The sequence below is a fragment of the Rhizobium sp. PRIMUS64 genome (assembly GCF_023006465.1).
Classification (GTDB): Bacteria; Pseudomonadota; Alphaproteobacteria; order Rhizobiales; family Rhizobiaceae; genus Rhizobium; species Rhizobium leguminosarum.
Map to the genome: position 1 here is coordinate 1 of NZ_JALBGX010000100.1, position 23,940 is coordinate 23,940.

The 23,940-nt window shown below is 61.7% G+C and carries 25 protein-coding genes; 4 read left to right on the forward strand and 21 right to left on the reverse strand.

Annotated elements, in window-relative coordinates; genetic code table 11:
• From MOV76_RS28730 to MOV76_RS28750, 5 genes are all read right to left on the reverse strand, one after another.
• A partial coding sequence (locus tag MOV76_RS28730) for a folate-binding protein YgfZ (RefSeq protein WP_247265802.1) occupies nucleotides 1-723 on the reverse strand: 723 nt, incomplete at its 3' end.
• A gap of 74 nt (nucleotides 724-797) precedes the next feature.
• Entirely contained in the window at nucleotides 798-1,550 is a 753-nt protein-coding gene (locus MOV76_RS28735) for a hypothetical protein (RefSeq protein WP_047621504.1), read from the reverse strand.
• Nucleotides 1,551-1,568: 18 nt separating this feature from the next.
• The gene (locus tag MOV76_RS28740; RefSeq protein WP_003546972.1) at nucleotides 1,569-1,826 is read right to left on the reverse strand and encodes a hypothetical protein; all 258 of its coding nucleotides are present in this window, start codon (nucleotides 1,824-1,826) and stop codon (nucleotides 1,569-1,571) included.
• 103 nt (nucleotides 1,827-1,929) lie between these two features.
• The gene (locus MOV76_RS28745) at nucleotides 1,930-2,373 is read right to left on the reverse strand and encodes a TIGR02301 family protein (protein WP_018447390.1); all 444 of its coding nucleotides are present in this window, start codon (nucleotides 2,371-2,373) and stop codon (nucleotides 1,930-1,932) included.
• A gap of 34 nt (nucleotides 2,374-2,407) precedes the next feature.
• Nucleotides 2,408-2,824, reverse strand: a complete 417-nt coding sequence (locus MOV76_RS28750; protein WP_112906466.1) for an NUDIX hydrolase — start codon at nucleotides 2,822-2,824, stop codon at nucleotides 2,408-2,410.
• 182 nt (nucleotides 2,825-3,006) lie between these two features.
• On the opposite strand from MOV76_RS28750, the gene MOV76_RS28755 reads away from it, so the two are divergent.
• Both MOV76_RS28755 and MOV76_RS28760 read left to right on the forward strand, forming a co-directional pair.
• Nucleotides 3,007-3,327 (forward strand): YnfA family protein, encoded by a 321-nt coding sequence (locus MOV76_RS28755; protein ID WP_026188339.1) that lies wholly within the window; start codon nucleotides 3,007-3,009, stop codon nucleotides 3,325-3,327.
• 41 nt (nucleotides 3,328-3,368) lie between these two features.
• Nucleotides 3,369-4,133 (forward strand): SOS response-associated peptidase, encoded by a 765-nt coding sequence (locus MOV76_RS28760; protein WP_247265803.1) that lies wholly within the window; start codon nucleotides 3,369-3,371, stop codon nucleotides 4,131-4,133.
• 221 nt (nucleotides 4,134-4,354) lie between these two features.
• Here the strand turns inward: MOV76_RS28760 and MOV76_RS28765 are convergent, their stop codons facing one another.
• From MOV76_RS28765 to MOV76_RS28785, 5 genes are all read right to left on the reverse strand, one after another.
• On the reverse strand, nucleotides 4,355-4,501 hold the full coding sequence (locus MOV76_RS28765) for a hypothetical protein (protein ID WP_018447394.1): 147 nt from the start codon (nucleotides 4,499-4,501) through the stop codon (nucleotides 4,355-4,357).
• 310 nt (nucleotides 4,502-4,811) lie between these two features.
• Nucleotides 4,812-5,657, reverse strand: coding sequence for a CDP-diacylglycerol--serine O-phosphatidyltransferase (gene pssA / locus MOV76_RS28770; RefSeq protein WP_018447395.1), 846 nt, complete (start codon nucleotides 5,655-5,657; stop codon nucleotides 4,812-4,814).
• An 18-nt stretch (nucleotides 5,658-5,675) separates the two neighbouring features.
• Nucleotides 5,676-6,611, reverse strand: a complete 936-nt coding sequence (locus MOV76_RS28775) for a phosphatidylserine decarboxylase (RefSeq protein ID WP_280758191.1) — start codon at nucleotides 6,609-6,611, stop codon at nucleotides 5,676-5,678.
• Nucleotides 6,509-8,386 carry an ABC transporter ATP-binding protein/permease gene (locus tag MOV76_RS28780; protein WP_247265804.1) on the reverse strand — a complete coding sequence of 626 codons (1,878 nt, stop codon included), beginning with the start codon at nucleotides 8,384-8,386 and terminating at the stop codon, nucleotides 6,509-6,511. The genes MOV76_RS28775 and MOV76_RS28780 overlap by 103 nt, the downstream gene beginning before the upstream one ends.
• Nucleotides 8,387-8,654: 268 nt before the next feature.
• Entirely contained in the window at nucleotides 8,655-10,679 is a 2,025-nt protein-coding gene (locus tag MOV76_RS28785) for a LysM peptidoglycan-binding domain-containing protein (RefSeq protein ID WP_247265805.1), read from the reverse strand.
• Between the two features lie 154 nt (nucleotides 10,680-10,833).
• Here MOV76_RS28785 and MOV76_RS28790 point away from each other — a divergent pair, with 154 nt between their 5' ends.
• Nucleotides 10,834-11,457, forward strand: a complete 624-nt coding sequence (locus MOV76_RS28790; protein WP_168298046.1) for a TIGR00730 family Rossman fold protein — start codon at nucleotides 10,834-10,836, stop codon at nucleotides 11,455-11,457.
• Between the two features lie 342 nt (nucleotides 11,458-11,799).
• Here MOV76_RS28790 and rarD read toward each other — a convergent pair whose 3' ends face one another.
• The 7 genes from rarD to cysS all read right to left on the reverse strand — a co-directional run bounded on the left by rarD (nucleotide 11,800) and on the right by cysS (nucleotide 18,477).
• Nucleotides 11,800-12,714, reverse strand: a complete 915-nt coding sequence (gene rarD, locus MOV76_RS28795; protein WP_247265806.1) for an EamA family transporter RarD — start codon at nucleotides 12,712-12,714, stop codon at nucleotides 11,800-11,802.
• 217 nt (nucleotides 12,715-12,931) lie between these two features.
• Nucleotides 12,932-14,545, reverse strand: coding sequence for a citramalate synthase (cimA, locus tag MOV76_RS28800; RefSeq protein ID WP_065277867.1), 1,614 nt, complete (start codon nucleotides 14,543-14,545; stop codon nucleotides 12,932-12,934).
• A 153-nt stretch (nucleotides 14,546-14,698) separates the two neighbouring features.
• Nucleotides 14,699-15,658, reverse strand: a complete 960-nt coding sequence (gene pip / locus MOV76_RS28805; protein ID WP_247265807.1) for a prolyl aminopeptidase — start codon at nucleotides 15,656-15,658, stop codon at nucleotides 14,699-14,701.
• Entirely contained in the window at nucleotides 15,655-16,131 is a 477-nt protein-coding gene (locus MOV76_RS28810; RefSeq protein WP_018241427.1) for a GFA family protein, read from the reverse strand. The genes pip and MOV76_RS28810 overlap by 4 nt, the downstream gene beginning before the upstream one ends.
• Nucleotides 16,128-16,616, reverse strand: coding sequence for a GFA family protein (locus MOV76_RS28815; protein ID WP_026188340.1), 489 nt, complete (start codon nucleotides 16,614-16,616; stop codon nucleotides 16,128-16,130). The genes MOV76_RS28810 and MOV76_RS28815 overlap by 4 nt, the downstream gene beginning before the upstream one ends.
• Complete coding sequence (locus tag MOV76_RS28820; protein WP_131702321.1) at nucleotides 16,613-17,089, reverse strand: GFA family protein; 477 nt, start codon at nucleotides 17,087-17,089, stop codon at nucleotides 16,613-16,615. The genes MOV76_RS28815 and MOV76_RS28820 overlap by 4 nt, the downstream gene beginning before the upstream one ends.
• Nucleotides 17,086-18,477: a cysteine--tRNA ligase gene (cysS, locus tag MOV76_RS28825; RefSeq protein ID WP_131702322.1), complete on the reverse strand. Its 1,392-nt coding sequence runs from the start codon at nucleotides 18,475-18,477 to the stop codon at nucleotides 17,086-17,088. The genes MOV76_RS28820 and cysS overlap by 4 nt, the downstream gene beginning before the upstream one ends.
• Before the next feature lie 331 nt (nucleotides 18,478-18,808).
• Between cysS and MOV76_RS28830 the strand changes: the two genes are divergently transcribed.
• Complete coding sequence (locus tag MOV76_RS28830) at nucleotides 18,809-19,558, forward strand: GH25 family lysozyme (protein WP_047621518.1); 750 nt, start codon at nucleotides 18,809-18,811, stop codon at nucleotides 19,556-19,558.
• A gap of 113 nt (nucleotides 19,559-19,671) precedes the next feature.
• On the opposite strand, the gene MOV76_RS28835 is transcribed toward MOV76_RS28830, so the two are convergent.
• From MOV76_RS28835 to radA, 4 genes are all read right to left on the reverse strand, one after another.
• Nucleotides 19,672-20,412, reverse strand: coding sequence for an SDR family NAD(P)-dependent oxidoreductase (locus MOV76_RS28835; protein ID WP_018241432.1), 741 nt, complete (start codon nucleotides 20,410-20,412; stop codon nucleotides 19,672-19,674).
• A gap of 75 nt (nucleotides 20,413-20,487) precedes the next feature.
• On the reverse strand, nucleotides 20,488-21,978 hold the full coding sequence (gene purF / locus MOV76_RS28840; RefSeq protein WP_018241433.1) for an amidophosphoribosyltransferase: 1,491 nt from the start codon (nucleotides 21,976-21,978) through the stop codon (nucleotides 20,488-20,490).
• Nucleotides 21,979-22,126: 148 nt separating this feature from the next.
• Nucleotides 22,127-22,753, reverse strand: coding sequence for a CvpA family protein (locus tag MOV76_RS28845; protein WP_168267891.1), 627 nt, complete (start codon nucleotides 22,751-22,753; stop codon nucleotides 22,127-22,129).
• Between the two features lie 90 nt (nucleotides 22,754-22,843).
• A partial coding sequence (gene radA, locus MOV76_RS28850; RefSeq protein ID WP_247265808.1) for a DNA repair protein RadA occupies nucleotides 22,844-23,940 on the reverse strand: 1,097 nt, incomplete at its 5' end.

A 23,940-nucleotide genomic window follows, 5' to 3' on the forward strand; every position in this document is an offset into this window, starting at 1 on the left:
CTTGCCGCCGGCGGTGATCTCCGTCCCGGTCTCCGGCAAGGCTGTCGCGGCGGACACCGTGACGACGCGCCGGCGCGCGGTGCCGCGGTGCTGCATGCGCGAGACGACCTCCTGCCCGACATAGCAGCCTTTCCTGAAGGAGAGGCCGCCGTTGAAATCCATCAGCACGTCATGCGGGAAGGCGTCCTGCAGGGCGAAGTCCGATCCTGATGTGACGATGCCGTGGCTGATGCGCAGCGCGTCGTAGAGCGCCTCTTTGCCATCGCCATGTTTGCCGGGCCGGCGGATCAGCGTGACGCCCGCCTTGGCGAAGCGGCTGTCTCGGACGCCTTGGCTGTCTCGGACGCCCTGGCTGTCCCGGACGCCCTGGCTGCCCTCGGCATCCTCGCTCCAGGAAACGGTGACGCCCTCTTCCGTGCTTGTCGCAAGTGTGACGGCGGCGCGCAGCTTGTACATTGTCAGCCGCTTCAGCAGGCCGTCGCGCTGGCCGGCATCGGTTTCGATCATGTAGCCGTCGCCGTCCTGCCAGATCATGAAGTCGAACAGGATCTTGCCCTGCGGGGTCAAGAGTGCCCCGGGCCGTGCCTCGTCGGCGCCGAGCGAGGTGATATCGGTTGTGATCAGGTTCTGCAGGAAGGATTGGGCTTCCGCGCCGCTGACAAGGAGCAATGAGCGGTCATTCAGGAATACGGCTGGCATGGCGGAACCTGTCGCGTTGGTCATCGCTCAGAGGTATGTCTTCATGAGGTGGATCGCAAGCGCCATGCGTAACGTGAAAAGCGCAGGCGAGACGGGCATCAATCGCCTGCTGTGAAGAATTTCCATTTGCCTTGAGGCGTAATGCCGAGGCGGTAGAAATTATATCCGCCGAACTCCTGCATGTCGGAGAGATCGCCGGCCGTGACGATGCGCAGCAGCTCGACGCGCTCCGGCGGCGTCAGCGACTTTAGGTCCTTCTCGGCAAAATAGGGCCAGACATACATGTCGTCTGCTGTGCCCTGGCCGACATGCACGAAGCCGGTCGAGACGATATCGAGCATGATGGCAAGGATCTCGTCGCCATCAGGATCGCCCGACAGATCCTTCAGCGCGCCGATCGGATCGTCCGTCGGTTCACCCACCGTCACCTGTGTCTGGTCGGTGCCGGTGCCCATCAGTGGCCGCAGCCGTTCGAGATCGCCGGAGGCGGCCGCTTCGACGATCTGCTCGCGCATCTTGCGAACCGGCTCTGGCACCTTGCTGATGTCGTAGATCACCTCGGTGGGCTTGGAATTATCCTGGGTGCCGGGCGTCTTGTCGACACCCTGATTGTTCTGGCTGTTGACCAACGGATCGGCCATGGGAACGCCGGGAGTGGTCTGCGGCTGGCTCTGTCCTTGAGCGCTTCCCTGTGCTGGCGGCGTCTCGTTGGCCGCCTGGCCGGGGATGTTGTGCAGTTCGGAAAGCGCGTAGGCGGCCGGCGCAAGGAAAACATTGCCGGCGGCGAGGCTGAACGCAAGCAGCACCGGCGCGAGCGAAATTCGCGAAACTTTCTCTTTACCGGTGTGCATCAAACTCTCTGATAACAATTATTGCAGGGTGCGGTTCGCGGAGAATTCGCCGGCAAGCATGCGCTCACGCAGCGAATCCAGCAGGGCTTCGGCGCTCTTTTCCCCATGCAATCTGATCGTCTCGCGCAGCGCATGTGCAATGGCGGCATCAGCGATGATTTCAGGCTCGATCCCGTCGGCCATGCCGTCGGCCCAAGCCTCGTTCTGGTACTCCAGAGCTGCCTGCATCTTTTCGTGGACGATCATGTCGTCGATGTCGTTGAGGCTTGCTTCCATTGTTTTTTCCTCAGCACTTCTCATGTCTTACTGCACCGTTAACAACACTAACAGCCTTTTCCCAAAACGACACGTCCGCATGCGAAAACAGGTTAATTAAACGTCAATTTCCAAAGCGCGAGGTAATTTCTGTGGCAAGTGTTGCACCTTCGTTACGGTAGCGCTCTTCTGCCACGATGGCCGCCGGGGTGCAATCCGTATAGACCGAGGCGAAGGCGCGATAGCCGCGATTGAAGGCCGCTGTGAGCTTTTCCTTGCGCTGCTGCTCGTTACCGGTCTCCGAATCGAGCAGCTGCTGCATGCCGTTTCGCCACTCGTCGCCGCCGGGCGCCTTGCAGAGCGTTCTGAGATAATGCACCGAACCCAGCACCTCGGCGAACCGCGCCAGCTTGTCGTCATAGGGCACGTTCACGATCGGCGGTGCAATCTGCTCCTCCTGTGGAGGCGGCGTATTCTTGCCCTGCGCCATCGTGGGGCCGGCGAGGACGAGCAGGGACAGAAAAACACGTCGAACGGGAATCATGTTCGTAGTTGATACGCTGAGCATGACGGCAACAAGGCGTGCTTGAAAGTTTCCACGTCTATTCGCCGCCCGCCAGCCGCTCAGCGCATTCAAGTACGCTCTGTGGCACGGGCAGCCGCCGGATTTCCTCCACCGTGTACCAACCGAGGGCGGCTGCATCGTCGGCGGCTTCCGCCACCGCGTCCCGATCCGCGTCGACGCGGAAGACCGACAGCAGGAAATGGCTGTTAACGCTGCCGTCGGCCGCATGCGTCTTCAGGTCGTAGGTCGAAAATAACCGCGGATTCCGTGCCGAAATGCCGGTCTCTTCATGGAATTCGCGCAGTGCCGTTTGCTCAGGCGTTTCGCCGGGCTCGGCGCGCCCGCCGGGAAAGGCGTACATGTCGGCGGAAGGTGGGTTGCGGCGCAACACCAGAAGGAATCGTCCGTCGCGTTCGAGGATGGCGGCGGAGCCGGGTTTGGCGGTGGAGGTCATCGGGACTGCTCTTGCTGTGATCGCCTATCCTATCCGATGAACCGACATTTGCATGCCGGCGCTGCTTGGCTTCCACACTTTTCGCAGGGATAGTTGCCAATGCATGTCGCTGAAAAGTGTGCAGCGGTTTTGAGATAGCGACATGCATGAAGCAAAAAGCCGAAGGATTCGAAAGGGCTTCCGTGACCTACATCATCTATGCCTTTGCCGCGGTCTTCGAGATCGCCGGCTGCTTTGCTTTCTGGGCATGGCTGAAGCTCGAAAAGTCCATCTGGTGGCTGGCGCCGGGCATGGTCTCTCTGGTGCTTTTCGCCTGGCTTCTGACGCTGGTGCCGAGCGAGGTCGCCGGCCGTACCTTCGCGGCCTATGGCGGCATTTATATCCTCGCCTCGCTGCTTTGGCTGTGGCTGGTCGAAGCCCGCGTGCCTGATCGTTACGATATCGGTGGTGCGCTGATCTGCCTTGCCGGCGCCAGCCTCATCCTCTTCGCGCCGAGAGGCTGAGGTGTCTTGACCGAACACCAGCCGGGTGCAAAGACAAGCCGATGTGTGGACGTTTCGCCCTGACAATCTCCAGCGCCGACCTGCGCGACGTCTTCTCCGGTCTCGATCTCGACGACTTTCCGGCGCGTTACAACATCGCGCCGACGCAACCGATTCTCGTCGTCATATCAGGCGAGGGCAGGGAGCAGGGCAGCAACTTGGCCGACCGGCGCGCCGTGCTCGTGCGCTGGGGCCTCACGCCGGGTTGGGTCAAGGACCCGAAGGATTTCCCGCTGCTAATCAACGCGCGCTCCGAAACCGCGATCGGCAAAGCCTCTTTCCGCGCAGCCATGCGTCATCGTCGCGTGCTCATTCCGGCCTCCGGTTTTTATGAATGGCATCGCCCGTCCAAGGAAAGCGGCGAGCGGCCGCAGCCCTATTGGATCAGGCCGCGCCAGGGTGGGGTCATCGCCTTTGCCGGGTTGATGGAGACATGGTCCTCGGCCGACGGCTCCGAGGTCGATACCGGCGCGATCCTGACGACAGCAGCCAATTCAGCCATATCAGCGATCCACGATCGCATGCCTGTCGTCATCAGACCTGAGGATTTCTCCCGCTGGCTCGATTGCAAGACCCAGGAACCGCGCGAGGTGGCCGACCTGCTGCAGCCCGTTCAGGATGATTTCTTCGAGGCCGTCCCGGTCTCCGACAAGGTCAACAAGGTCGCCAACATGGGTCCCGACCTGCAGGAGCCGGTCGTCATCGAAAAGCCGCTGAGGGCGCCCGAGAAGCAAAAGCCTGACGACGGCCAGCTCAGCTTCTTCTGAACACTATCCTCCGCACCTGCGGGCCTGTCGGTGACCGATCGGCGTCGACGTCTCAGATAGGCGGCGGCGATGCGTCGCTCCATCAGGTTTTTCGGGTTGTGCTTATGTCGCCAGAGCGTTGTCGGGAGATTTCCGGCGATCGCCTCGTCATTCATTTCGTCAGCGGTGCCTAACGCATGTAACCCGAAAGCACGCATGATTCCGATTTGAAGCTTTCCGCCTCAAGCGGATTTTTTGACGCCGGTCGGCTTATGCTTGGCCATCAGCGATGCTGCGGCAACAGCCTTCAGGCCGACGGGGCGATAGTTGGCGGCGAGGTCTGGCTTGGCCACCTGCTGTTCGCCGGTACTGCTCTTCTTCGAAGTCACGATACTCTCCTTGCGTGGTTCTTCCCTGGGCATTTTATAGTTTGATGTTTCGTCACGAATAGCGACAAAACGGGGGCGTCGCTTATCAGGATTTGTAAACGCCCACCATAATTCGCGAGGCTTAACTGAAGCCTACGTTGGTTAATACTTACTGAAGAGAGCAGTTCCAATAAAAGTACGAAAGCGGTTTTCGGGGAAAAGCGCGGAACGGTTTTCACCCGGATAAAGCGCATGCTTTTCCCGGGGATCCGTCAGAACGAAGGGAGAGAAGCATTTCCGTCATTCGAAGAAATCCGGAAATGCTCGGGGGTCAGATGTGCCGGCCGATATCGTCGTCGCCGATGCCCGGCTCCTCGATCGTCAGCGTCCCGTATTTCCGCCGCCATTTCCGGGCGCCGAAGGGAAGTGATACGAGGTAGGCGGCAACGGTGAAGACCATCACTTCCCAGGTGTAGCTCATCAGCAGAGCCACATAGAGCACGACGCCGAGCATCATCGGCAGCACGAGATCGCGCCGCAGGCGGTTGCCTTCCGATTTGCCCGACCAGACCGGCAGCCGGCTGATCAGCAGGAAGGCGATGAGCACGGTGTAGATCGACGAGAGATAGGCGAAGGTGCGGTCCGTCGCCAACCCGAGGAAGCCGAGATAGACAGGCAGCAGCACCAGCATGGCGCCGGCCGGCGCCGGCACGCCGACGAAATATTCCGATTGCCAGCTCGCCTTGTTTTCGCGTTCGGCCATGACATTGAAGCGAGCAAGGCGAAGCCCGGCGGCGATCGCATAGATCAGGGCGGCAATCCAGCCGAGCGAGCGTGCCTGGTCGAGCGCGAAGACATAGACGACGAGGGCGGGCGCGACGCCGAAATTGACGATGTCGGCAAGCGAATCCATCTGCGCGCCGAACTTCGAAGTCGCCTTCATCAGCCGCGCTACGCGTCCGTCGATGCCATCGAGGAAGGCAGCGAGCAGCACCATGGAGACGGCGAGCTCGTAACGATTCTCGAAAGCCAGCCGGATGCCGGTCAACCCGGCGCAGATCGCCAGAATGGTGATGAGGTTCGGAAAGACGAGCCGGAGCGGGATTTCGCGCAGACGCGGGCCGCGGGCGGAATCATCCGGCCCGTTGGGCTCGAAAGGCGGAAAAGGCGTTTCCATATCGCGTTCCAATCGTTCCTAGCTGCGGCGGCTGATGACGGGACCCTTGGCGGAGGCGAATTCGGCGATGACAGTTTCTCCCGCAACCGCCGTCTGGCCGAGCGAGACGCGTGGCGCGGCACCGGCGGGCAGGAACACATCGAGCCGCGAGCCGAAACGGATCAGCCCGAAGCGCTCGCCGGCATCCACCGGCTCGTTGGGGTTCGCCCAGCAGAGGATGCGCCGCGCCACGAGGCCGGCGATCTGCACGACGCCGATCTGGCCGTGCCGGGTTTCGATCACCAGCCCGTTGCGCTCATTGTCCTCGCTCGCCTTGTCGAGCTCGGCGTTGACGAAGCTGCCGGAGCGGTAGTTGATGCTGACGATGCGCCCGCGCATCGGCGCCCGGTTCACATGGCAATTGAAGACGTTCATGAAGACCGAGATGCGCAGCATCGGCTCGGAGCCGAGGTTGAGCTCTGCCGGAGGGGTCACCATCTGGATCGCCGAGACCTTGCCATCGGCGGGAGAGATCACCAGGTCGTCGTCCTGCGGGGTCACGCGCTCGGGATCACGGAAGAAATAGGCACACCAGAGCGTGAAGATCATGCCGATCCAGAAGAGCGGCTTGAAGATCCAGCCCAAGACCAGCGACGCGACGAAGAAGGCGGCAACGAAGGGATAACCCTCCTTGTGCACGGGAACGATCGTGTTGCGAACCGTGTTGAACAGGCTCATGGCTGCCGGTCTCCTTGCGTTTTCATTTTTGCTGGTTAGCGAAAAACCGTCTCCGGGGCAATGCTGCGGCCTCGGCCCTGGTTCCCATGCCGGGGTTCTGAACAACAAAAGCCGGCCGGCGTCGGTCTCCCGGCTCAGCTTGCCGGAGCAAGCCGCGTTATCACGCCGAGGTCGTCGCTTTCGCGCACCTGCTTCAGATGTTCCTCCGCCTGTGTCGCTTCGCGCTGGCGGTTCCACATCGAGGCATAAAGGCCGTTTCTTTCGAGGAGGGCGGCATGTGTTCCGCGCTCGGCGATCTCGCCGCTTTTGAGCACGATGATTTCATCGGCGCCGATCACCGTCGAAAGCCGGTGGGCGATGACAAGCGTCGTGCGGTTCTTCGAAACCAGGTCGAGTGCCTCCTGGATTTCCCGTTCCGTCGTCGTGTCGAGCGCCGACGTCGCCTCGTCGAGGATCAGGATCGGCGGTGCCTTGAGGATGGTGCGGGCGATCGCCACCCGCTGCTTCTCTCCGCCCGAAAGCTTCAGCCCGCGCTCGCCGACCTTGGTTTCGAACCCCTCGGGCAGCATTTCGATGAAATGCGCAATCTGCGCCACCTCGGCGGCTGCAAAGACCTCGCCGTCGCTGGCCGATGTGCGGCCGTAGCGAATGTTGTAGGCGACCGTGTCGTTGAAGAGCACCGTATCCTGCGGCACCATGCCGATCGCCGTACGCAGGCTCTTCTGCGTCACCGTGCGGATATCCTGGCCGTCGACGGTGATCTCGCCGCTCTGGATATCGTAGAAACGATAGAGCAGGCGCGACAGCGTCGATTTGCCGGCACCCGACGGGCCGACGACGGCGACCGTCTTGCCGGCCGGCACCTCGAAGGAAATGCCCTTCAGGATCGGGCGGGCCGGATCGTAGGAGAAGTACACGTCCTTGAAAGAGATAGCGCCCTGGCCGATCCGAAGCTCCGTTGCATCGGGCGCGTCATGGACCTCGGCCTTCACCTCAAGCAGGTCGAACATCTGCTCGATATCGGTCAGCCCCTGGCGGATTTCGCGATAGACGAAGCCGATGAAGTTGAGCGGCACGGAAAGCTGCAGCAGCATCGAATTGACGAAGACGAAATCCCCGACCGTCTGCTCGCCGCGCTGCACGGCCAGCGCCGACAGCACCAGCATGATCGTCGTGCCGATGCCGAAGATGACGCCCTGGCCGAAGTTCAGCCAGCCGAGCGAGGTCCAGACATCGGTCGCGGCCTTCTCATAGCGTTCCATCGATTTGTCGAAGCGCTTGGCCTCCATCTCCTCATTGCCGAAATATTTGACGGTCTCGAAATTGAGGAGGGAGTCGATCGCCTTGGTATTGGCGTCGGTATCGCTGTCGTTCATCGACCGGCGGATGGCGATGCGCCAGTCGGATGCGCGGATCGTGAACCAGATATAGGCCCAGACGGTAAAGCCGGTAACGGCGAGATAGGAGAAGCCGTAGCCCCACCAGAAGATCACTGCCGTCAGCAGGAATTCGATGACCGTCGGGACCGAATTGAGGATCGTGAAGCGCACGATCGTCTCGATGCCCTTGGTGCCGCGCTCGATGATGCGCGAAAGCCCGCCAGTCTTGCGCTCCAGATGGAAGCGCAGCGACAGCTCGTGCATATGCACGAAGGTCCTGTAGGCGAGCTGGCGCACGGCATGTTGCCCGACGCTGGCAAAGAGCGCGTCGCGCAGCTGGTTGAGGCCAAGCTGGATCAGCCGGGTGATGTTATAGGCGATCACCAGCGCGATGGCGCCGGCCAGCAGCGGCGGCACAGAGCCGGCAAGATCCATCCTGCCGTTCAGCGCATCGGTCGACCACTTGAAGAAATAGGGAACGAGCAGCAGGACGAACTTGGAGATCAGCAGAAAGACCGAGGCCCAGACGACGCGCATCTTGAGGTCGGGCCGGCCGGCCGGCCACATATAGGGCCAGAGGTTGAGAAGCGTCTGCAGCAGGTTGGATTCCGAGACTGTCTTGCCGTTTGCCATGCTTGTCTCCAGCCCGGATGGGCTTGCCGCGACTACGGCGCTTCGATGCCGGCAAAAGCACGGAACCGGGATGTGCCTGAAAGCGCTTCCCATAGCCCGCAGCCGCCACCGCCAGATAGGGTGCCAGGCGGACGAATACAACAATTGCAGGGCTGAGGAAAAGACAGGCCGGGCGACGACAGCGCCGCGCATCTGTTCAGACGCGCAAAGGACGCTGTAGCACTTTGAACTGCAGTATGTTGCCCGGCCTCGTCATGATGTCTGCTGCTTAGAGGTGCTGGCCGGAAAGGCGCTTGCGGTGCAGCTCTTCGGCATTCGGCAACACATCCTTCGGCAGGCCGAAGATCTGACCGGGGCGAATGCGATCGGGATTGATGATCTTGTCCTCGTTGGCGATGTAGATCGTCGTGTAACGAACACCGAGGCCATAGGTGCGGCGCGAGATCTGCCACAGCGTGTCGCCGCGGCGAATGATGACCGCCGCGTTGTTCGCCGTCAGCGGCGCCTGTTCGATCGTCTTCGGCTGGCTGCTTCCGACATCGTTTGCAGATGGCGCTGCCGGCGCGGGTGCAGCGGTGAGTTCGGCGATCATCCCGCCCAGTCTTTCGAGCGCGGCGCCGACGGACTTTGCATCCTTAGGCAGGCCCTGCAGCAGCTTCAGCGCATTGCCGGCGATCTGCGAGGACGAGCCGGACGCTTGCTTGAAGCTGTCAGACGCATCGGCGGCCGGGCGGAAGTCGGCGACGGAGCGCAGCGCGAATTCCGTTGCCGAGCGCGCCGCCGCAAGCTGTTCGGCCCCCGGCAACTTGCCATCGGCAAACAGTCCCTTCAGCAGGCCGTAGGCCTTGCCTGCCTCGGCTTTGAGTTTGCCAAGCTCGCCTTCGTCGAGCGGCACCATCGAGGAAGCACCGTTCGCGTCGGCGGGAACCGATTGCGCGGCGACCCTTACCTGATCGCCGGCCGGGCGATTGAAATTCACCGCCGCACGCACGACCACCTTGCCTGCGGGGTCGACGACATCGACGCGGATCTTGTGGTCGCCGACCGAGAGCGACACCACACCGTCGATGACGAAATGCCCGTCGGAGCCGGCGGTATCCTGGCCGACGAGGCTGTTGTCGGCATAACCGATGACCTTGGCATTGGAACGAGTCGTGCCGGCGATGAAGATCTTGTTGCCCTCGATTTCGACGGCATTGACCATCACATCGGGCACATTGGTCTTATCCGGTGCCGTAGCTGCGCCATTGGAGGAGGTGTCAGTGAGGTTCGGCGTCTGCAACGCCAGCTCGCCGGTTGGTGCAGGTGTTGCAGCAGGCGCAGCCGAGCTTTCGCCCGTTGCCGGCTTGTCCGCAGGCGGCGCCATCGGATTGGAGGCATCGGCAACTTCGGTTCCGGCCTTTGGCGCGGTGATGATGCGGCTCGCTGCGCCGGGTTTGGAAACCATGGCGAGCAGATTGGCGCCATTGCCGTCCTTCGGCACGGAAATGGTCGCGACTTCTTCGGAAAGCATGCTCTTGCCGTCCTTGCCCGTGAACTTGAGCACGAGCTGGTGGTCGCCCGCCGGAAGCGGATCGTCGAGGACGGCGGCGAAATCACCGCTCGCATCGACATTGGCCGTCGTCACCACCTTTTCGCCGTCGAGCACCTCGAGTTTGCCGTTCGGTTCGGCGGAGCCGGCAATCACCGTCGAGCCGTCGGGCTCAACGCGCAATACGTCGAAGGCCGGAAGCTTCGGGCCGGTATTCTCCGCTGCCGTGTTCGCCGCAGGGGCAGGCTCCGGCGCACCGGTCAGCGCAGTTTCGGCCTTGGCGATCGCGGCAAGCGCATCGGCGATATTCTCGGGCAGCGACTGGACGATGGCGAGCGCTTTCGCGCCGCCGTCCTTGGCTTTGGCGGCAAGGGTCTGGGTCGCGGGATCGAGGCCCTCGGGAATTGTGAAATCGGCAAGTGCGGTCAGCGCGCTGACGGCCTTGGTCTTGGCGGCGGTGAAGACATCGATGGCGGGGCCCTTGCCGTCGGCAAACAGCGCCTTGAGCTCGCTGAGCGACACGCCGGCATCGGCCGAAAGGCGACCCACCTGGTCGGCGACCGCAGCCGAGTCGGCCACGGCGGAGCGCGATGTCTTTGCGGCCTCGTTAACCGTGTTCTTGAGCTCCGTGCTCGCCTGGTTGATGGCGTCGCCGACCTTGGTTGCATCGCCGCCGATGCGCGGCATGACGAAAAACACCATCAGTAGGATTGCGATTACGAGCACTGCAAGGGCCAGCAAGCCGGCACGGTTCTTCATCATTATGTCTCCCAGAGCGGCAATTTGCCGTAGTAACCGAAATTGCTAGCGATTCCCGTTGCTTTTCACAAGCATTCAAAGCAATTAGGCAAGCTAGGCACGCTGCTTTTCAGTCAATTTTCTTGACTGCATTGAAATGGAATAGTTGTTTGCCTCTATGACCGAACAATCTGTATCGATTCGATCCATCTGCGTTTACTGCGGCTCAAGGCCGGGACGCGATCCTTCCCACATGGCGGCCGGGCGTGCTCTCGGAAGAGAGATCGCCGAATACGGCCTGCGCCTCGTCTATGGCGGGGGTACCAAAGGCATCATGGGCGCGGTTGCAAGCGGCGTGCTTGCAGGCGGCGGTCAGGTCACGGGCATCATTCCCGAATTCCTGATCGATATGGAAGCGACTCGCCATTCGCTTGGTCAACTCAACGAACTCATTGTAACCCCTGACATGCATGCGCGCAAACACACCATGTTCGAGCGCTCCGATGCCTTCGTCGCGCTGCCCGGCGGCATCGGTACGCTGGAGGAGATCGTCGAGATCATGACCTGGGCGCAGCTCGGCCGCCACGAGAAGCCGATGGTCTTTGCCAACGTCAACGGTTTCTGGGATCCGATGATGGAGCTGATGCGCCATATGACCGAAGAAGGCTTCCTGCACACCGCCCATCGGGTGCAGCCGCTCGTCGTCGACGAGATCTCCGGCATAATTCCGGCGATCATGGCCCAGGCAGCCCAACTCGCTGCCGATCGTAACGGCGAGGACGAGGTGATTTCGAAGATGTAGGCGGGCGCGCCTTTGGAGCGGTTCGGCTGTCGCGCAAGCGCAGAACCGCTGCGCATTTTTGCTGGAAAGGCTCCAGAGCCTTTCCTGGTCAGCTTGAAGCATTCTGTTGGCTCAAACGGAGTCGGATGGTCGACCGGCCGGCGCGCGTCGTAGCCAAGCTCTACGGCCAAGCCGGCCGGTCGATCAGCCGGCCCGTTTCAGCCAACTCGAAGGGCCGGGCATCTTTCCGCCAGGGCAAAGGCGATCGGCTCGGACGTACCTAGGGGTATGCCCGTCGCCAATCGCCTTTGCCCTGACGAAAACCTGCTCCGGCAGAATGCTGCAATCTGACCAGGAAAGGCTCTAGCGCCCGCGACTTCCCTTCAGCATCGACCAGCTATAGAGGAACAGCCCCGCCCAGATCAGCGGGAAGGCGATCATGCGCGCCGTACCGAGCGGCTCGTGGAAGACGAAGACGGCGATCAGGAAGATCATCGTCGGCGCGATATACTGCATGATACCGATCGTCGAGAGTTTCAATAGCTTGGCGCCGTTCGCATAAATCATCAGCGGCACGGCGGTGATGACGCCGCAGCCGAGCAGCAGGGTCGTGTCGGCAAGACCGGTGCGATAGAGGTGGCCTTGGCCGCTGCCGAATTCCAGATAGAGGATATAGAGGAGGGCCGGCCCGCTGAGGATCAGCACTTCGAGGAAGAAGCCCTGGTTCGGCCCGAGTGGCAGCGTCTTGCGCAACAGGGCGTAGAAACCCCAGCTGATCGCCAGCGTCAGCGCCACCCACGGGATGCCGCCGCTATCCAGCGCGAGAATGCCGACGGCAAGCGCCGCAAGCACGATCGCCGCGATCTGCAACGGCTGCAGCTTTTCCTTGAGCAACACCGCGCCGAGGAAGATGCTGAACAGCGGATTGATGAAATAACCGAGTGCTGCATCGAGCGAATGGCCGGCGCCGATCGCCCAGACATAGGTGCCCCAGTTGACGGTAATCAGCGACGCCGTCAGCGCCGCCATCGCCAGCATGCGCGGCGAGCTGAGTGCCGCGCGGATATCCCCAGTGCGCCCGAGCACGATCAGCACGATGCCCGCCAACGGCAGCGACCAGACGATGCGATGCGCGATCACCTCGGCCGGCGAGATATGCGCCACCGCCTTCATGTAAATCGGCAGGAAGCCCCAGAGCAGGTAGGCTGTCAGCGCGAAGGCGAACCCGCGCGGACTGTCTTCGTTCTTGGCCAACGGAACGCATGCATCGGTCGACATCGGTGTTTCCATCTTTGTTCTTCTTCTGATCCGGCCTAGCTTAAGCGCCGTGAATAGGCCAATTCATTTCGTTGAATGAAGGGTGAGAGGATTTGAAGCGGGAGACGAAGTGATGGACGAAGATATCCGACGCCCTGTGGTGGAGAGCGGAGTCCGAAGGAAGCGAATGGTATTCGTGCGAGGGCTGGGGTCTCGCCGCCGAGCCGGCGGAATAGGTTTATTCCGCCGCGATCTTGCCCGCCAGCTGCCGGTTCTTCATCAGCTTGTAGATGACGGAATCCATCAACGCCTGGAACGAAGCGTCGATGATGTTCTCGGAGACGCCGACCGTCCACCAGCGCACACCGTCGCTGTCGGTGGATTCGATCAGCACGCGGGTGATTGCCTCCGTGCCGCCATTGAGGATACGCACCTTGAAATCGGCGAGCACCAGATCGTCGATCTCGTGCTGGTACTTGCCGAAATCCTTCCGTAGCGCGAGGTCGAGCGCGTTGACCGGGCCTTCGGCATCGGCAACCGACATCAGCGTCTGGCCGTCGATGGTGATCTTGACCACCGCCTCCGAGACGATCTTCACGCGGCCGAGACTGTCGAAGCGGCGCTCGATCATCACGCGGAAGCCTTCGATGGTGAAGAATTCCGGGATCGTGCCGAGCGTGCGGCGCGCCAGCAGCTCGAAGCTCGCATCCGCGCCCTCATAGGCATAGCCGATGGATTCGCGTTCCTTGACGATGGAGATCAGCAGGTCGAGCTTCGGATCGTCCTTGGCGACCGCGATGCCGCGCCGTTTCAGCGCATTGATGAAGTTCGCCTTGCCGCCCTGGTCGGAGACCATGACCTTGCGGAAGTTGCCGACGGTTTCCGGCGGCACGTGTTCATAGGTCCGCGGGTCCTTGATCAGCGCCGATGCATGGATGCCGGCCTTGGTGGCGAAGGCGGAAGCGCCGACATAGGGCATCTGGTGGTCGGGCGAGCGGTTGAGCAACTCGTCGAAGGCATGCGAGAGCCGGGTGAGGTTGAGCAGCCGTTCCTCGTCGATCGCCGTTTCGAAACGTGTGTTGTAGGCGCTCTTCAGTGCCAGTGTCGGGATCAGCGTCACCAGATTGGCATTGCCGCACCGCTCGCCGATGCCGTTCAGCGTGCCCTGGATCTGCCTGACACCGGCTTCGACGGCGGCAAGCGAATTGGCGACCGCCTGGCCGGTGTCGTTATGCGCATGGATGCCAAGACAGTGCCCGGGAACGCCCGAGGCGATCACCGCCTCGACGATCGCCCGCACCTCCGGCGGCTGCGTACCGCCATTGGTGTCGCAAAGCACCACCCAGCGGGCGCCGCTCTCATAGGCCGTCTTGGCGCAGGCGAGCGCATAGGCCGGGTTGGCCTTGAAGCCGTCGAAGAAATGCTCGCAATCGACGATCGCCTCCTTGCCCGCGCCAACCGCCGCCTTGACGCTTTCGGCGATGCATTCGAGGTTTTCCTCGTTGGTGCAGCCAAGCGCCACCGCGACGTGATAATCCCAGCTCTTGGCGACGAAACAGATGGCATCGCTTTTGGCCTGAAGCAGCCCGGCAATGCCGGGATCGTTGGAGACCGAAACGCCCGCCCGCTTCGTCATGCCAAAGGCGACGAAGCTGGCCTGGCTGGTGCGCTTCTCACTGAAGAAGGCCGTATCCGTCGGATTGGCGCCGGGATATCCGCCCTCGACGTAGTCGAGGCCGAACTCGTCCAGCATGGCCGCGATCGCAATCTTGTCCTCGACGGAGAAATCGATGCCGGGCGTTTGCTGCCCGTCCCGGAGCGTCGTGTCGAAGAGGTAGATGCGTTCTTTCATGTCGTTTCCTCCCGCCAAGCGGGTGTTGTTTTCTGTTGTGCGGAAGCCCTACGGGCACCTTCTCCCCGAGGGGAGAAGGGGTGGCCGCGTCGTTCGCCTTGTCCCCTCTCCCCTCGGGGAGAGGGTTAGGGTGAGGGGGCCTCACGGTACAGCTTATACCTTCCCGGCAAACTTATCCGTCGCCCGGATCAGTTGATCGAGAATCCCTGGTTCCGAATAAGCATGGCCCGCGCCCTCGATCAGGTGGAATTCCGCCTTCGGCCAGGCCTTGTGCAGCAGCCAGGCATATTTGGCCGGGCAGGGCATGTCGTAGCGGCCATGCACGATGACGCCGGGAATATCCTTGAGCCTGCCTGAATCGCGGATCAGCTGTCCCTCATCCATCCAGCCGGCATGGACGAAGAAATGGTTCTCGATGCGCGCAAATGCATAGGCGAATTCCGGCTCTTCGAACTTGAAGCTCGTCGAAGGTTCCGGCAACAGCGTGATCGTTTCGCCTTCCCAGATGCTCCAGGCCTGCGCGGCCGCGAGGCGGACATTCCTGTCCTCATGCGTCAGACGCCGATGATACGCATGCATCATTTCATGCCGCTCTTCCGGCGGAATGGGGGCGACGAAGCGCTCCCACTTGTCAGGGAACATCTCCGAGACGCCGAATTGATAATACCAGTCGAGTTCGGCCTTGGTCAGCGTATAGATGCCGCGCAGGATGAGCTCGGAGACATGCTCTGGATGCGTCTCGGCATAGGCGAGCGCCAGCGTCGAGCCCCAGGAGCCGCCGAACACCTGCCAGCTGTCGACGCCGGCCATCTCGCGCAGCCGCTCGATATCGGCAACGAGGTGCCAGGTCGTGTTGGCATGGAGTTCCGCATGCGGTGTCGACCTGCCGCAACCGCGCTGGTCAAACAGCATGACGTCGTAGCGAGCGGGATCGAAAAGCCGGCGATGGGCGGGCGAGATGCCGCCGCCCGGGCCGCCATGCAGGAAGACGGCGGGCTTGGCGCCAGGCGTTCCCGAGCGCTCCCAATAGATCACATGGCCGTCGCCGACATCGAGATGGCCGGAAGCATAGGGTTCGATTTCGGGATAGAGCATGCGCAGTATCTCGGTCATATCTTCACGCCTTTCGCGGGCCAGACTTCTGTGTCGTGATCGGGATGCTGGAAGGAGATGATCGCCTCCTGCCGTGCGTAGAAATCCTGATCCTTCAGCACCGGCGCCTCGAAGATTTCCTCGACCCAGGGCAGGCGGGCCTCATAGTTGACCTGGATCAGCGGTGCGAGGTCGCTGCGGTCGTCGAAGGTGCCGATCGCAAGCTCCAGCCCGCCCGGATGACGATAGGTCATCGGCGTGCCGCAATTGCTGCAGAAGCCGCGGTCGATGTTGACCGAGGACTGGAAGTAGCTCGGCTCGCCGCGCGTCCATTCCATCCCTTCCTCAGGCGCGGTGACGAGCGCCGAGAAGAAACCGCCGAACTGCTTCTGGCACATGCGGCAATGGCAGATCGAGGGGCGTCCTAGTTTGCCCGAGATGCGGAAGCGCACGGCGCCGCACTGGCATCCGCCTGTCTTTATCGTGTCCGTCATGAGCTTTCTCCGAGGGGCCAGCTTTTCGTGTCGTGGTCGGGGTGCTGATGGTTGCTTGCCGCAATCGCATTCTCGCGGTCGGGTGTTTCAGACTGTGGTTCAAGCGGCAGGCCGTCGAGCGCGTGAAACCAGGACATCTTGCGGCCGGTGTTCGATTGCATCACCGGCTTGACCGTATCGGGATTATCCAGCGATCCGAGTGTGAGATTGATGAAATCTGTCTCCGGAATGTCGTAGAACAGCGGCGTGCCGCAATCGCCGCAGAAGCCGCGCCGTACCAGATCCGAGGACTGAAACCATTTCGGTTCGCCGCGCGTCAGGGTGAAATCGCGGCGCATCGCGGCGGCCAGCGGCATGAAATAGTTGCCGGCCGCCTTCTGGCACATGCGGCAATGGCAAAGATGGGGATAGCCGAGTTCGCCTTTGGCGCGGTAGCGCACCGCCCCGCACTGACACCCGCCGCTTCTGTCTGATTCCGCCGTCATCTGAGCTCCTTCGGTGGCCATGCCTGCGTCTCATGATCGGGATGCTGGTAGGAGACGAGTTCGAGCAGGAAGGGGGCGGCCTGCGCATCCTCCTCCGTCCGGTGCCCCGGCAATTCATGCAGATGATCGACGAAACCGATCTTGCCCTCGATGCCGAATTGGATCACCGGCGGAAACGCCGAAGGGTCGTCAAAGGCGCCAGCGGCAATCGCCATACCATCCGGCGCCTCGTAGGTCAGCGGCGTGCCGCAATCGCCGCAGAAGCCACGCTCGACGAAATTGGAAGAGCGGAATCTTTTCCGCTCTCCGCGTGTCCATTCGAAATCGGCGCCGCGTACTGAGACCAGCGGTGCATAATAGGCACCGAACGCCTTCTGGCACATGCGGCAATGACAGATCGACGAATCCTCGATGTCGCCGCTGACGCGGAAACGGATCGCTCCGCATTGGCAGCCGCCGCTAAAGGTCGTCATCTCTTGACCTCCCACGTCGTCACGCGCTCGCCCGTCACCGGGTCCTTGCCGTCCTTCAACTGGATGCCCTTCGCCGTCAGCTCGTCCCGGATCTTGTCGGCCTCAGTGAAATTCTTCGCCTTCAGCATTTCGAGACGCATTGCGATCAGCGCATCGATTGCCGATGCGACGGCTTCGTCGATCTCCATCTTTTTCGGCAGCAGGCCCAGAAGGTCGGCCGTTGCCGCAAAAGTGGCGCCCAAGGCAGGATCCGTGTGGGCAGCTTGCGCCAACGCATGCAATGCCTGCACCGCCGCCACCGTATTGAGGTCGTCCGAAAGCGCGTTCAGCACGCTTTCATCAGGCGCCGCATCGCCGGCATCTGCTGCCGGCCATTTGGCGAGCAGGCGTTCGGCCTCTTCCAGTCGCTTGATCGAGAAATCGATCGGCTCGCGGTAATGCGTCATCAGCATGGCAAGGCGCAGCACCTCGCCCGGCCATTTGCGGCCGCCGAAGGTTTCCGTGTGCAGCAACTCGTGGATGGTGACGAAATTGCCTTCGGATTTCGACATCTTGCGGCCTTCGACCTGCAGGAAGCCGTTATGCATCCAGACATTTGCCATCACCTCGGTACCGTGGGCGCAGCGCGATTGGGCGATTTCGTTTTCATGATGCGGGAAGATCAGGTCCAGCCCGCCGCCGTGAATGTCGAAGACATCACCGAGATAACGCTTGCTCATCGCGGAGCATTCGATGTGCCATCCGGGCCGGCCACGGCCCCAGGGGCTCTCCCAGCCGGGCTCGTTGTGGCTCGACAGTTTCCAGAGCACGAAATCGCCAGGATTCTTCTTGTGTGCGTCGACGGCGATGCGCGCGCCGGCCTGCTGCTCGTCGAGCGGGCGCTTCGAAAGCTGGCCATAATCCGCCATGGATTTGGTGTCGAACAGCACTTCGCCCGATGCGACATAGGCATGGCCGTTGCCGATCAGCTTCTCGATGATCTCGGTCATCTCAACGATATTGTCGGTGGCGCGCGGCTCGAAGCTCGGCTCCAGGCAGCCGAGTTCGGCGACATCGGCGTGAAATTGCGTCTCGGTCTTTTCGGTGACCGCGCGGATCGCGTCATTGAGCGGCAGGCCCGGATGGTCCCGAAGCGCCCGCGCATTGATCTTGTCGTCGACGTCGGTGATGTTGCGGGCATAAGTGACGTGGTCTTTGCCATAGGCATGGCGCAGCAGCCGGAACAGCACGTCGAAGACGATGACCGGCCGGGCATTGCCGATATGAGCGAAGTCATAGACGGTCGGGCCGCAGACATACATGCGGACACTGTTGGGATCGATCGGCGAAAACACCGATTTTTCCCGTGTCAGCGTGTTGTACAGCTTCAGTTCCGGCGTCGCGTCCATTTCACTCTCCCAAATGCACGATCAGAAAAATATCGCGACCGGCGGACCGGGGCGTTTCGCATCTTGACTATTTGGGAGACGAAAACGGCCGGGCCAGCGCTCGCGCTAGCGAATAATCTTCCGGCAGATAATGCAGATAACCGTTTTCATGGCGGGTTTTATGGCCCGGTTCGCGCTTCCGGTCAAGGGGGGCGAAGAGCGATCCAGCGGCAACAGGATACATCCATCCGATGATGAAACCCGTTGGCGCGCCCTTGAAATTCGCCCGCCATTTTCGCGGCGCAAATCTCGCATAGCCGGTTGAGAAGCTGTTGTTAACAGGGAGAAAGGGATGCGGAGACTGGCTCGATCGGCGATCGGAGCGACTGCAATTCTGGTTGTCGCATTCGCGGCATATTTCGCATACGATTTCGGAATGCTTCGCTTCAACAATCCCTCCTTAAGCAGCTATCCGATCCAAGGCATCGATGTCAGCCATCACCAAGGTGATATCGATTGGAAGGTGGTTGCCTCGCAGGCGAATGTCCGCTTCGCCTTCATGAAGGCGACCGAAGGTGGAGATCATCGGGATTCCAAATTCGCCGACAACTGGCAGCGCGCCGGAGATGCCGGATTGGTCAGGGGCGCCTATCATTTCTTCACCTTCTGCCGACCGGGCAAGGATCAGGCGCAGAATGTCCTGGCGACCGTGCCGAAGGAGCAGGGAACTCTGCCCATCGCCATCGATCTGGAGTTTGTCGGCAATTGCAACAAAATCCCGACGCTCGAGGAAATGGCTGCCGAGGTGAAGGCCTTCTTCACCGAGCTGAAAGGCACTTTTCCGGAGAAGCCTATTTTTTACGTCACTCAGGAGTTCTTCGATCAATATCTGAAAGGCAATGAATCGCGCTTTCCTGACCACTATCTGTGGCTGCGTAGTGTGTTCAGGGAACCGAGACAGGAAGAGTGCAGTCGTTGGTCAATCTGGCAATTTGCCGACAACGGCACCTTGGACGGCATCCAGGGACCGGTTGACCTCAATGCGCTATGCCCGTCGGAAGCCGGCCTGGCGCATCTGTTCTCAGCCGTTGCAGCGAACTGAGACGTCGACAGCGCCGCGCGTCTTTTCGGACGCGCAAAGGACGCTGTAGCACTTTGAATTGCCGCATAATTTTGTCCTTGAATCGATTCCGACTTAAGGAATTATGCAGGTGCTTATTCCGGAAGGCGGTAATCGACGAGCTTGTTCTCCCGCACGATGAACAGCTTACCCGTCTCGGTCACACCAGGCCCCAGCAATGGCAGGATCGCCTTTGCGACCTCGGAGGGATGCGGCAGCGTCTGCGGATCTTCGCCCGGCACCGCCTGCGCTCGCATCGCCGTGCGTGTCGCTCCCGGATCGACGCTGGTGACCCGCAGCGGTGTGCTTTGACTTTCGCCGGCCCATGTGCGTGCCAGCGCTTCGACCGCAGCCTTGGAAGCGGAATAGGCGCCCCAGAAGGGGCGGCACTTGTGGGCAGCTCCCGAAGAGATGATCACCGCGCGGCCAGCATCCGAGCGGGCAAGCAGTGGGTCGACTGAGCGGATCAACCGCCATGTCGCGGTGACGTTGATGGTCATCACCTTCTCGAACACCTTCGCCTCGATATGGCCGATCGGCGAAATGACGCCGAGCACGCCGGCATTGGCGACGAGGATGTCGAGCTTGCCCCAGCGCTCGAAGATCGAGCCGCCGAGCGCGTCGATCGCGTTCATGTCGGCAAGGTCGAAGGGCACGAGCGTCGCCGCGCCACCAATGGCCTTGATCGCATCGTCGAGGTCCTCGAGCCCGCCGACTGTGCGTGCGCAGGCAATCACATGTGCGCCGGCTTTCGCAAGCTCCAGCGCCGTGAAATATCCGATGCCGCGCGACGCACCGGTGACGAGTGCGATCTTGCCCTCAAGATTGATATTCATGATGTCGTGTTCCCTCACGAGGGGAGAGGGGTGCGGTGAACCCCTCGGGATGTATAATGGGAAAGCCGAGCCGTGTCAGCCGTTGCTGGCGAGCATGGAAATCTTGTTGCCCATGGATTCGCCGTTCTTGTCGAGCAGGCGGGTCGGATAGTCGCCGGTAAAATAGTGGTCGGTGAACTGCGGCCGGGCCGGATTGCGATCCTCGCCGCCAACGGCGCGATAGAGGCCGTCGATCGACAGGAAGGCGAGCGAATCCGCACCGATATATTTGGCCATGGCTTCAACATTGGCATATTGGTTTGCCAGTAGCTTGTCTGCGTCAGGTGTGTCGATGCCGTAGAAATCCGGGAAGAAGATCATCGGGCTTGCGACGCGGACATGGACTTCGCGCGCGCCGGCTTCACGGATCATCTGGACGATCTTGAGAGACGTCGTCCCTCGCACGATGGAATCATCAACCAGCACCACGCGCTTGCCTTCGATCATCGCGCGGTTGGCGGAATGCTTCAGCTTCACACCGAAGGCGCGAATCTGCTGCGTCGGCTCGATGAAGGTGCGCCCGACATAATGGTTGCGGATGATGCCGTATTCGAAGGGAATGCCGCTCTGCTGGGCATAGCCGAGCGCCGCAGGCGTGCCGCCATCCGGCACCGGCACGATCACGTCGGCATCGACGGGCGATTCCTTGGCAAGGTTCATGCCCATGCTCTTGCGCGTCGTATAGACGTTGCGGCCGCCGACGACCGAGTCCGGGCGGGCGAAATAGACATATTCGAACAGGCAGAGGCGCTCCGGCTGCGGCTTGCTGGGCTTGCGCGCATCGATGCTGATCGAGCCGTCAGGCTGGATTTCGCAGATGACGACCTCGCCGTTCTCAACGTCGCGGATGAACTTGGCGCCGATGATGTCGAGCGCGCAGGTTTCCGAACAGAAGATCGGCTTGCCGTCGAGTTCGCCCATGACCAGCGGGCGGATGCCGGTCGGGTCGCGCGCGGCAATCAGCTTCGTGCGCGTCATGGCGAGCATCGAATAGCCGCCTTCCATCTGGCGAATGGCATCGATGAAGCGGTCGGATGTGGAAGCGTGGCGGGAACGGGCGATGAGGTGGAGGACGACTTCAGTATCGGACGTCGACTGACAGATGGCGCCGGTCGCGATGATCTGGCGGCGCAGCGTCAGGCCGTTGGTGAAATTGCCGTTATGGGCAATGGCGATGCCGCCTTCTTCCAGTTCGGCAAAGAGCGGCTGCACGTTGCGCATGGCCACTTCGCCGGTTGTCGAGTAGCGGGTATGACCGATCGTAATGCTGCCGGGCAGGCGGGCGAGCGTCATCGGATTGGTATAGTGGTCACCGACGAGGCCCATATGGCGCTCTTGATAAAAGCGCTTGCCGTCGAAGGAGACGATGCCGGCTGCTTCCTGTCCGCGATGTTGAAGCGCATGCAGGCCAAGAGCCGTGAGCGCGGCGGCATCGGGATGTCCCAAAATTCCGAAAACCCCGCATTCTTCATGCAGCGTATCTCCGTCGAGCGGATCGTCGGTCGGGAAGGAATGGGACTGGTTCATTTCTGCGGGCCTCTGCTCTCACAAGAATGGATCGGCATTTCCAGAAATAGCTGAGCCCGGCGGAGCTGGAATGCCCGGCCGGACCCTCATTTCATGTTCCGCTCAAATGGCAATTGCCGGAGGGCGGGTCAAGCTCTTGAACACTGTGTCAATTCGCCGGCTGCTGTGCGCCGTCTGCGGGCGCGGTCGGTGCGTCTTCCGCCGGAGCCTGGTCGCCCGCCGGCGGAGTGGTACCTTCGGCGCCCTGTGCCGGCGGCTGCAGCTTATCACGGATGCTTTCGGGTATCATCTGGGCAAATTGCTCCGGCAGAACGGATTTCAGCTTCACGACCATCGAATCCAGGAAAGGTTTCGACTTCGCTTCGTTAACCCAGGCCGGACGGTGGTCGACATCGACCAGCCAGTTCCAGAATGCGACGGCGACGACCAGGAGCAGCACGCCGCGCGCCGCCCCGAACAGGAAGCCGAGCGTGCGGTCGAGCGCGCCGACGCGGCTGTCGATGATGAAATCGGCGATCTTCATCGTAATGAAGGAGATGACGATGAGCGCGATCAGGAAGACGACCGCTGCCGAACCGACGATCGCGATGCGGTCGTCATCGGTGTATTTTTTCGCGTAGGGCAGCAGGTAGGGATAGAGGTAATAGGCAGCGGCGGCCGAACCGCCCCAGCTCGCGATCGAGAGGATCTCGCGCGAAAAGCCGCGTACCATCGCCAGCACGGCGGAGAAGAGCACGACGCCGATGACAATACCGTCGAAAATCGTAATGGGCATGTAAATTCAACTCCAGGACTGCCGCTTGGCGGCCGTGTCGTGCCTTATCGTGTGCCTCCTATATCATCACCGTTCCTGGCAATGAAAGGATCAAACATCGTCTTCCACACGCAGCGCACCCTTCGATCCGGCGATGCGCGCGACCAGATCCGGCAGGCTTCCGACTTCGCTCCAGCGCCCGCCGGAGCCCTTCGGCAGTTCGGCGGAGGCGGATGGAAGCAGTGCTGCGGAAAAACCCAGCTTCTCGGCTTCCTTGAGACGCTGGGCGGTGTGCGCAACCGGTCGGATGGCGCCCGACAGGCTGACTTCGCCGAAATAGACGCAATCGGCAGGAAGGGCAATACCGGCAAGTGAGGAAACGAGCGCCGAGGCAACGGCCAGATCGGCCGCCGGTTCGGAGATACGGTAACCGCCGGCGACGTTGAGGTAGACGTCGTGCTGGCCGAGCCGGACGCCGCAATGAGCCTCAAGCACCGCCAGGATCATCGACAGCCTGGCCGAATCCCAGCCGACCACGGCGCGCCGCGGCGTGCCGAGCGAGGTCGGCGCAACAAGCGCCTGCACTTCGACGAGAATGGGACGCGTGCCCTCCATGCCGGCGAAGACGGCAGCACCCGGCGATTTCTCGTTGCGCTCGCCGAGGAAGAGTTCCGAGGGATTGGCGACTTCGCGTAAGCCTTTGTCTGACATTTCGAAGACGCCGATCTCGTCGGTCGGGCCGAAGCGGTTCTTGACCGTGCGCAGGATGCGGTAGTGATGGCCGCGGTCACCTTCGAAATAGAGCACGGCATCGACCATGTGCTCGACGACGCGCGGCCCGGCGATCTGCCCGTCCTTGGTCACGTGGCCGACGAGCACCATGGCGGCGCCCGTCTGCTTGGCGAAACGGATCATTGCCTGGACGCCGGTGCGCACCTGCGTCACCGTTCCCGGCGCGGATTCGGCAAGTTCGCTCCATAGCGTCTGGATGGAATCGATGATGACGAGGTCCGGCCGCTTGCCCTCGGCGAGCGTCGCCAGAATATCCTCGACATTGGTTTCGGCCGCCAGCATCACGTCGGTATCGGCCGCCGCGAGGCGTTGCGCCCGCAGCCGCACCTGCGCCACGGCTTCTTCGCCGGAGACGTAGATGATCTTGTGGCCGCGCCGGGCAAGGGCGGCGGCTGCCTGCATCAGCAGCGTCGATT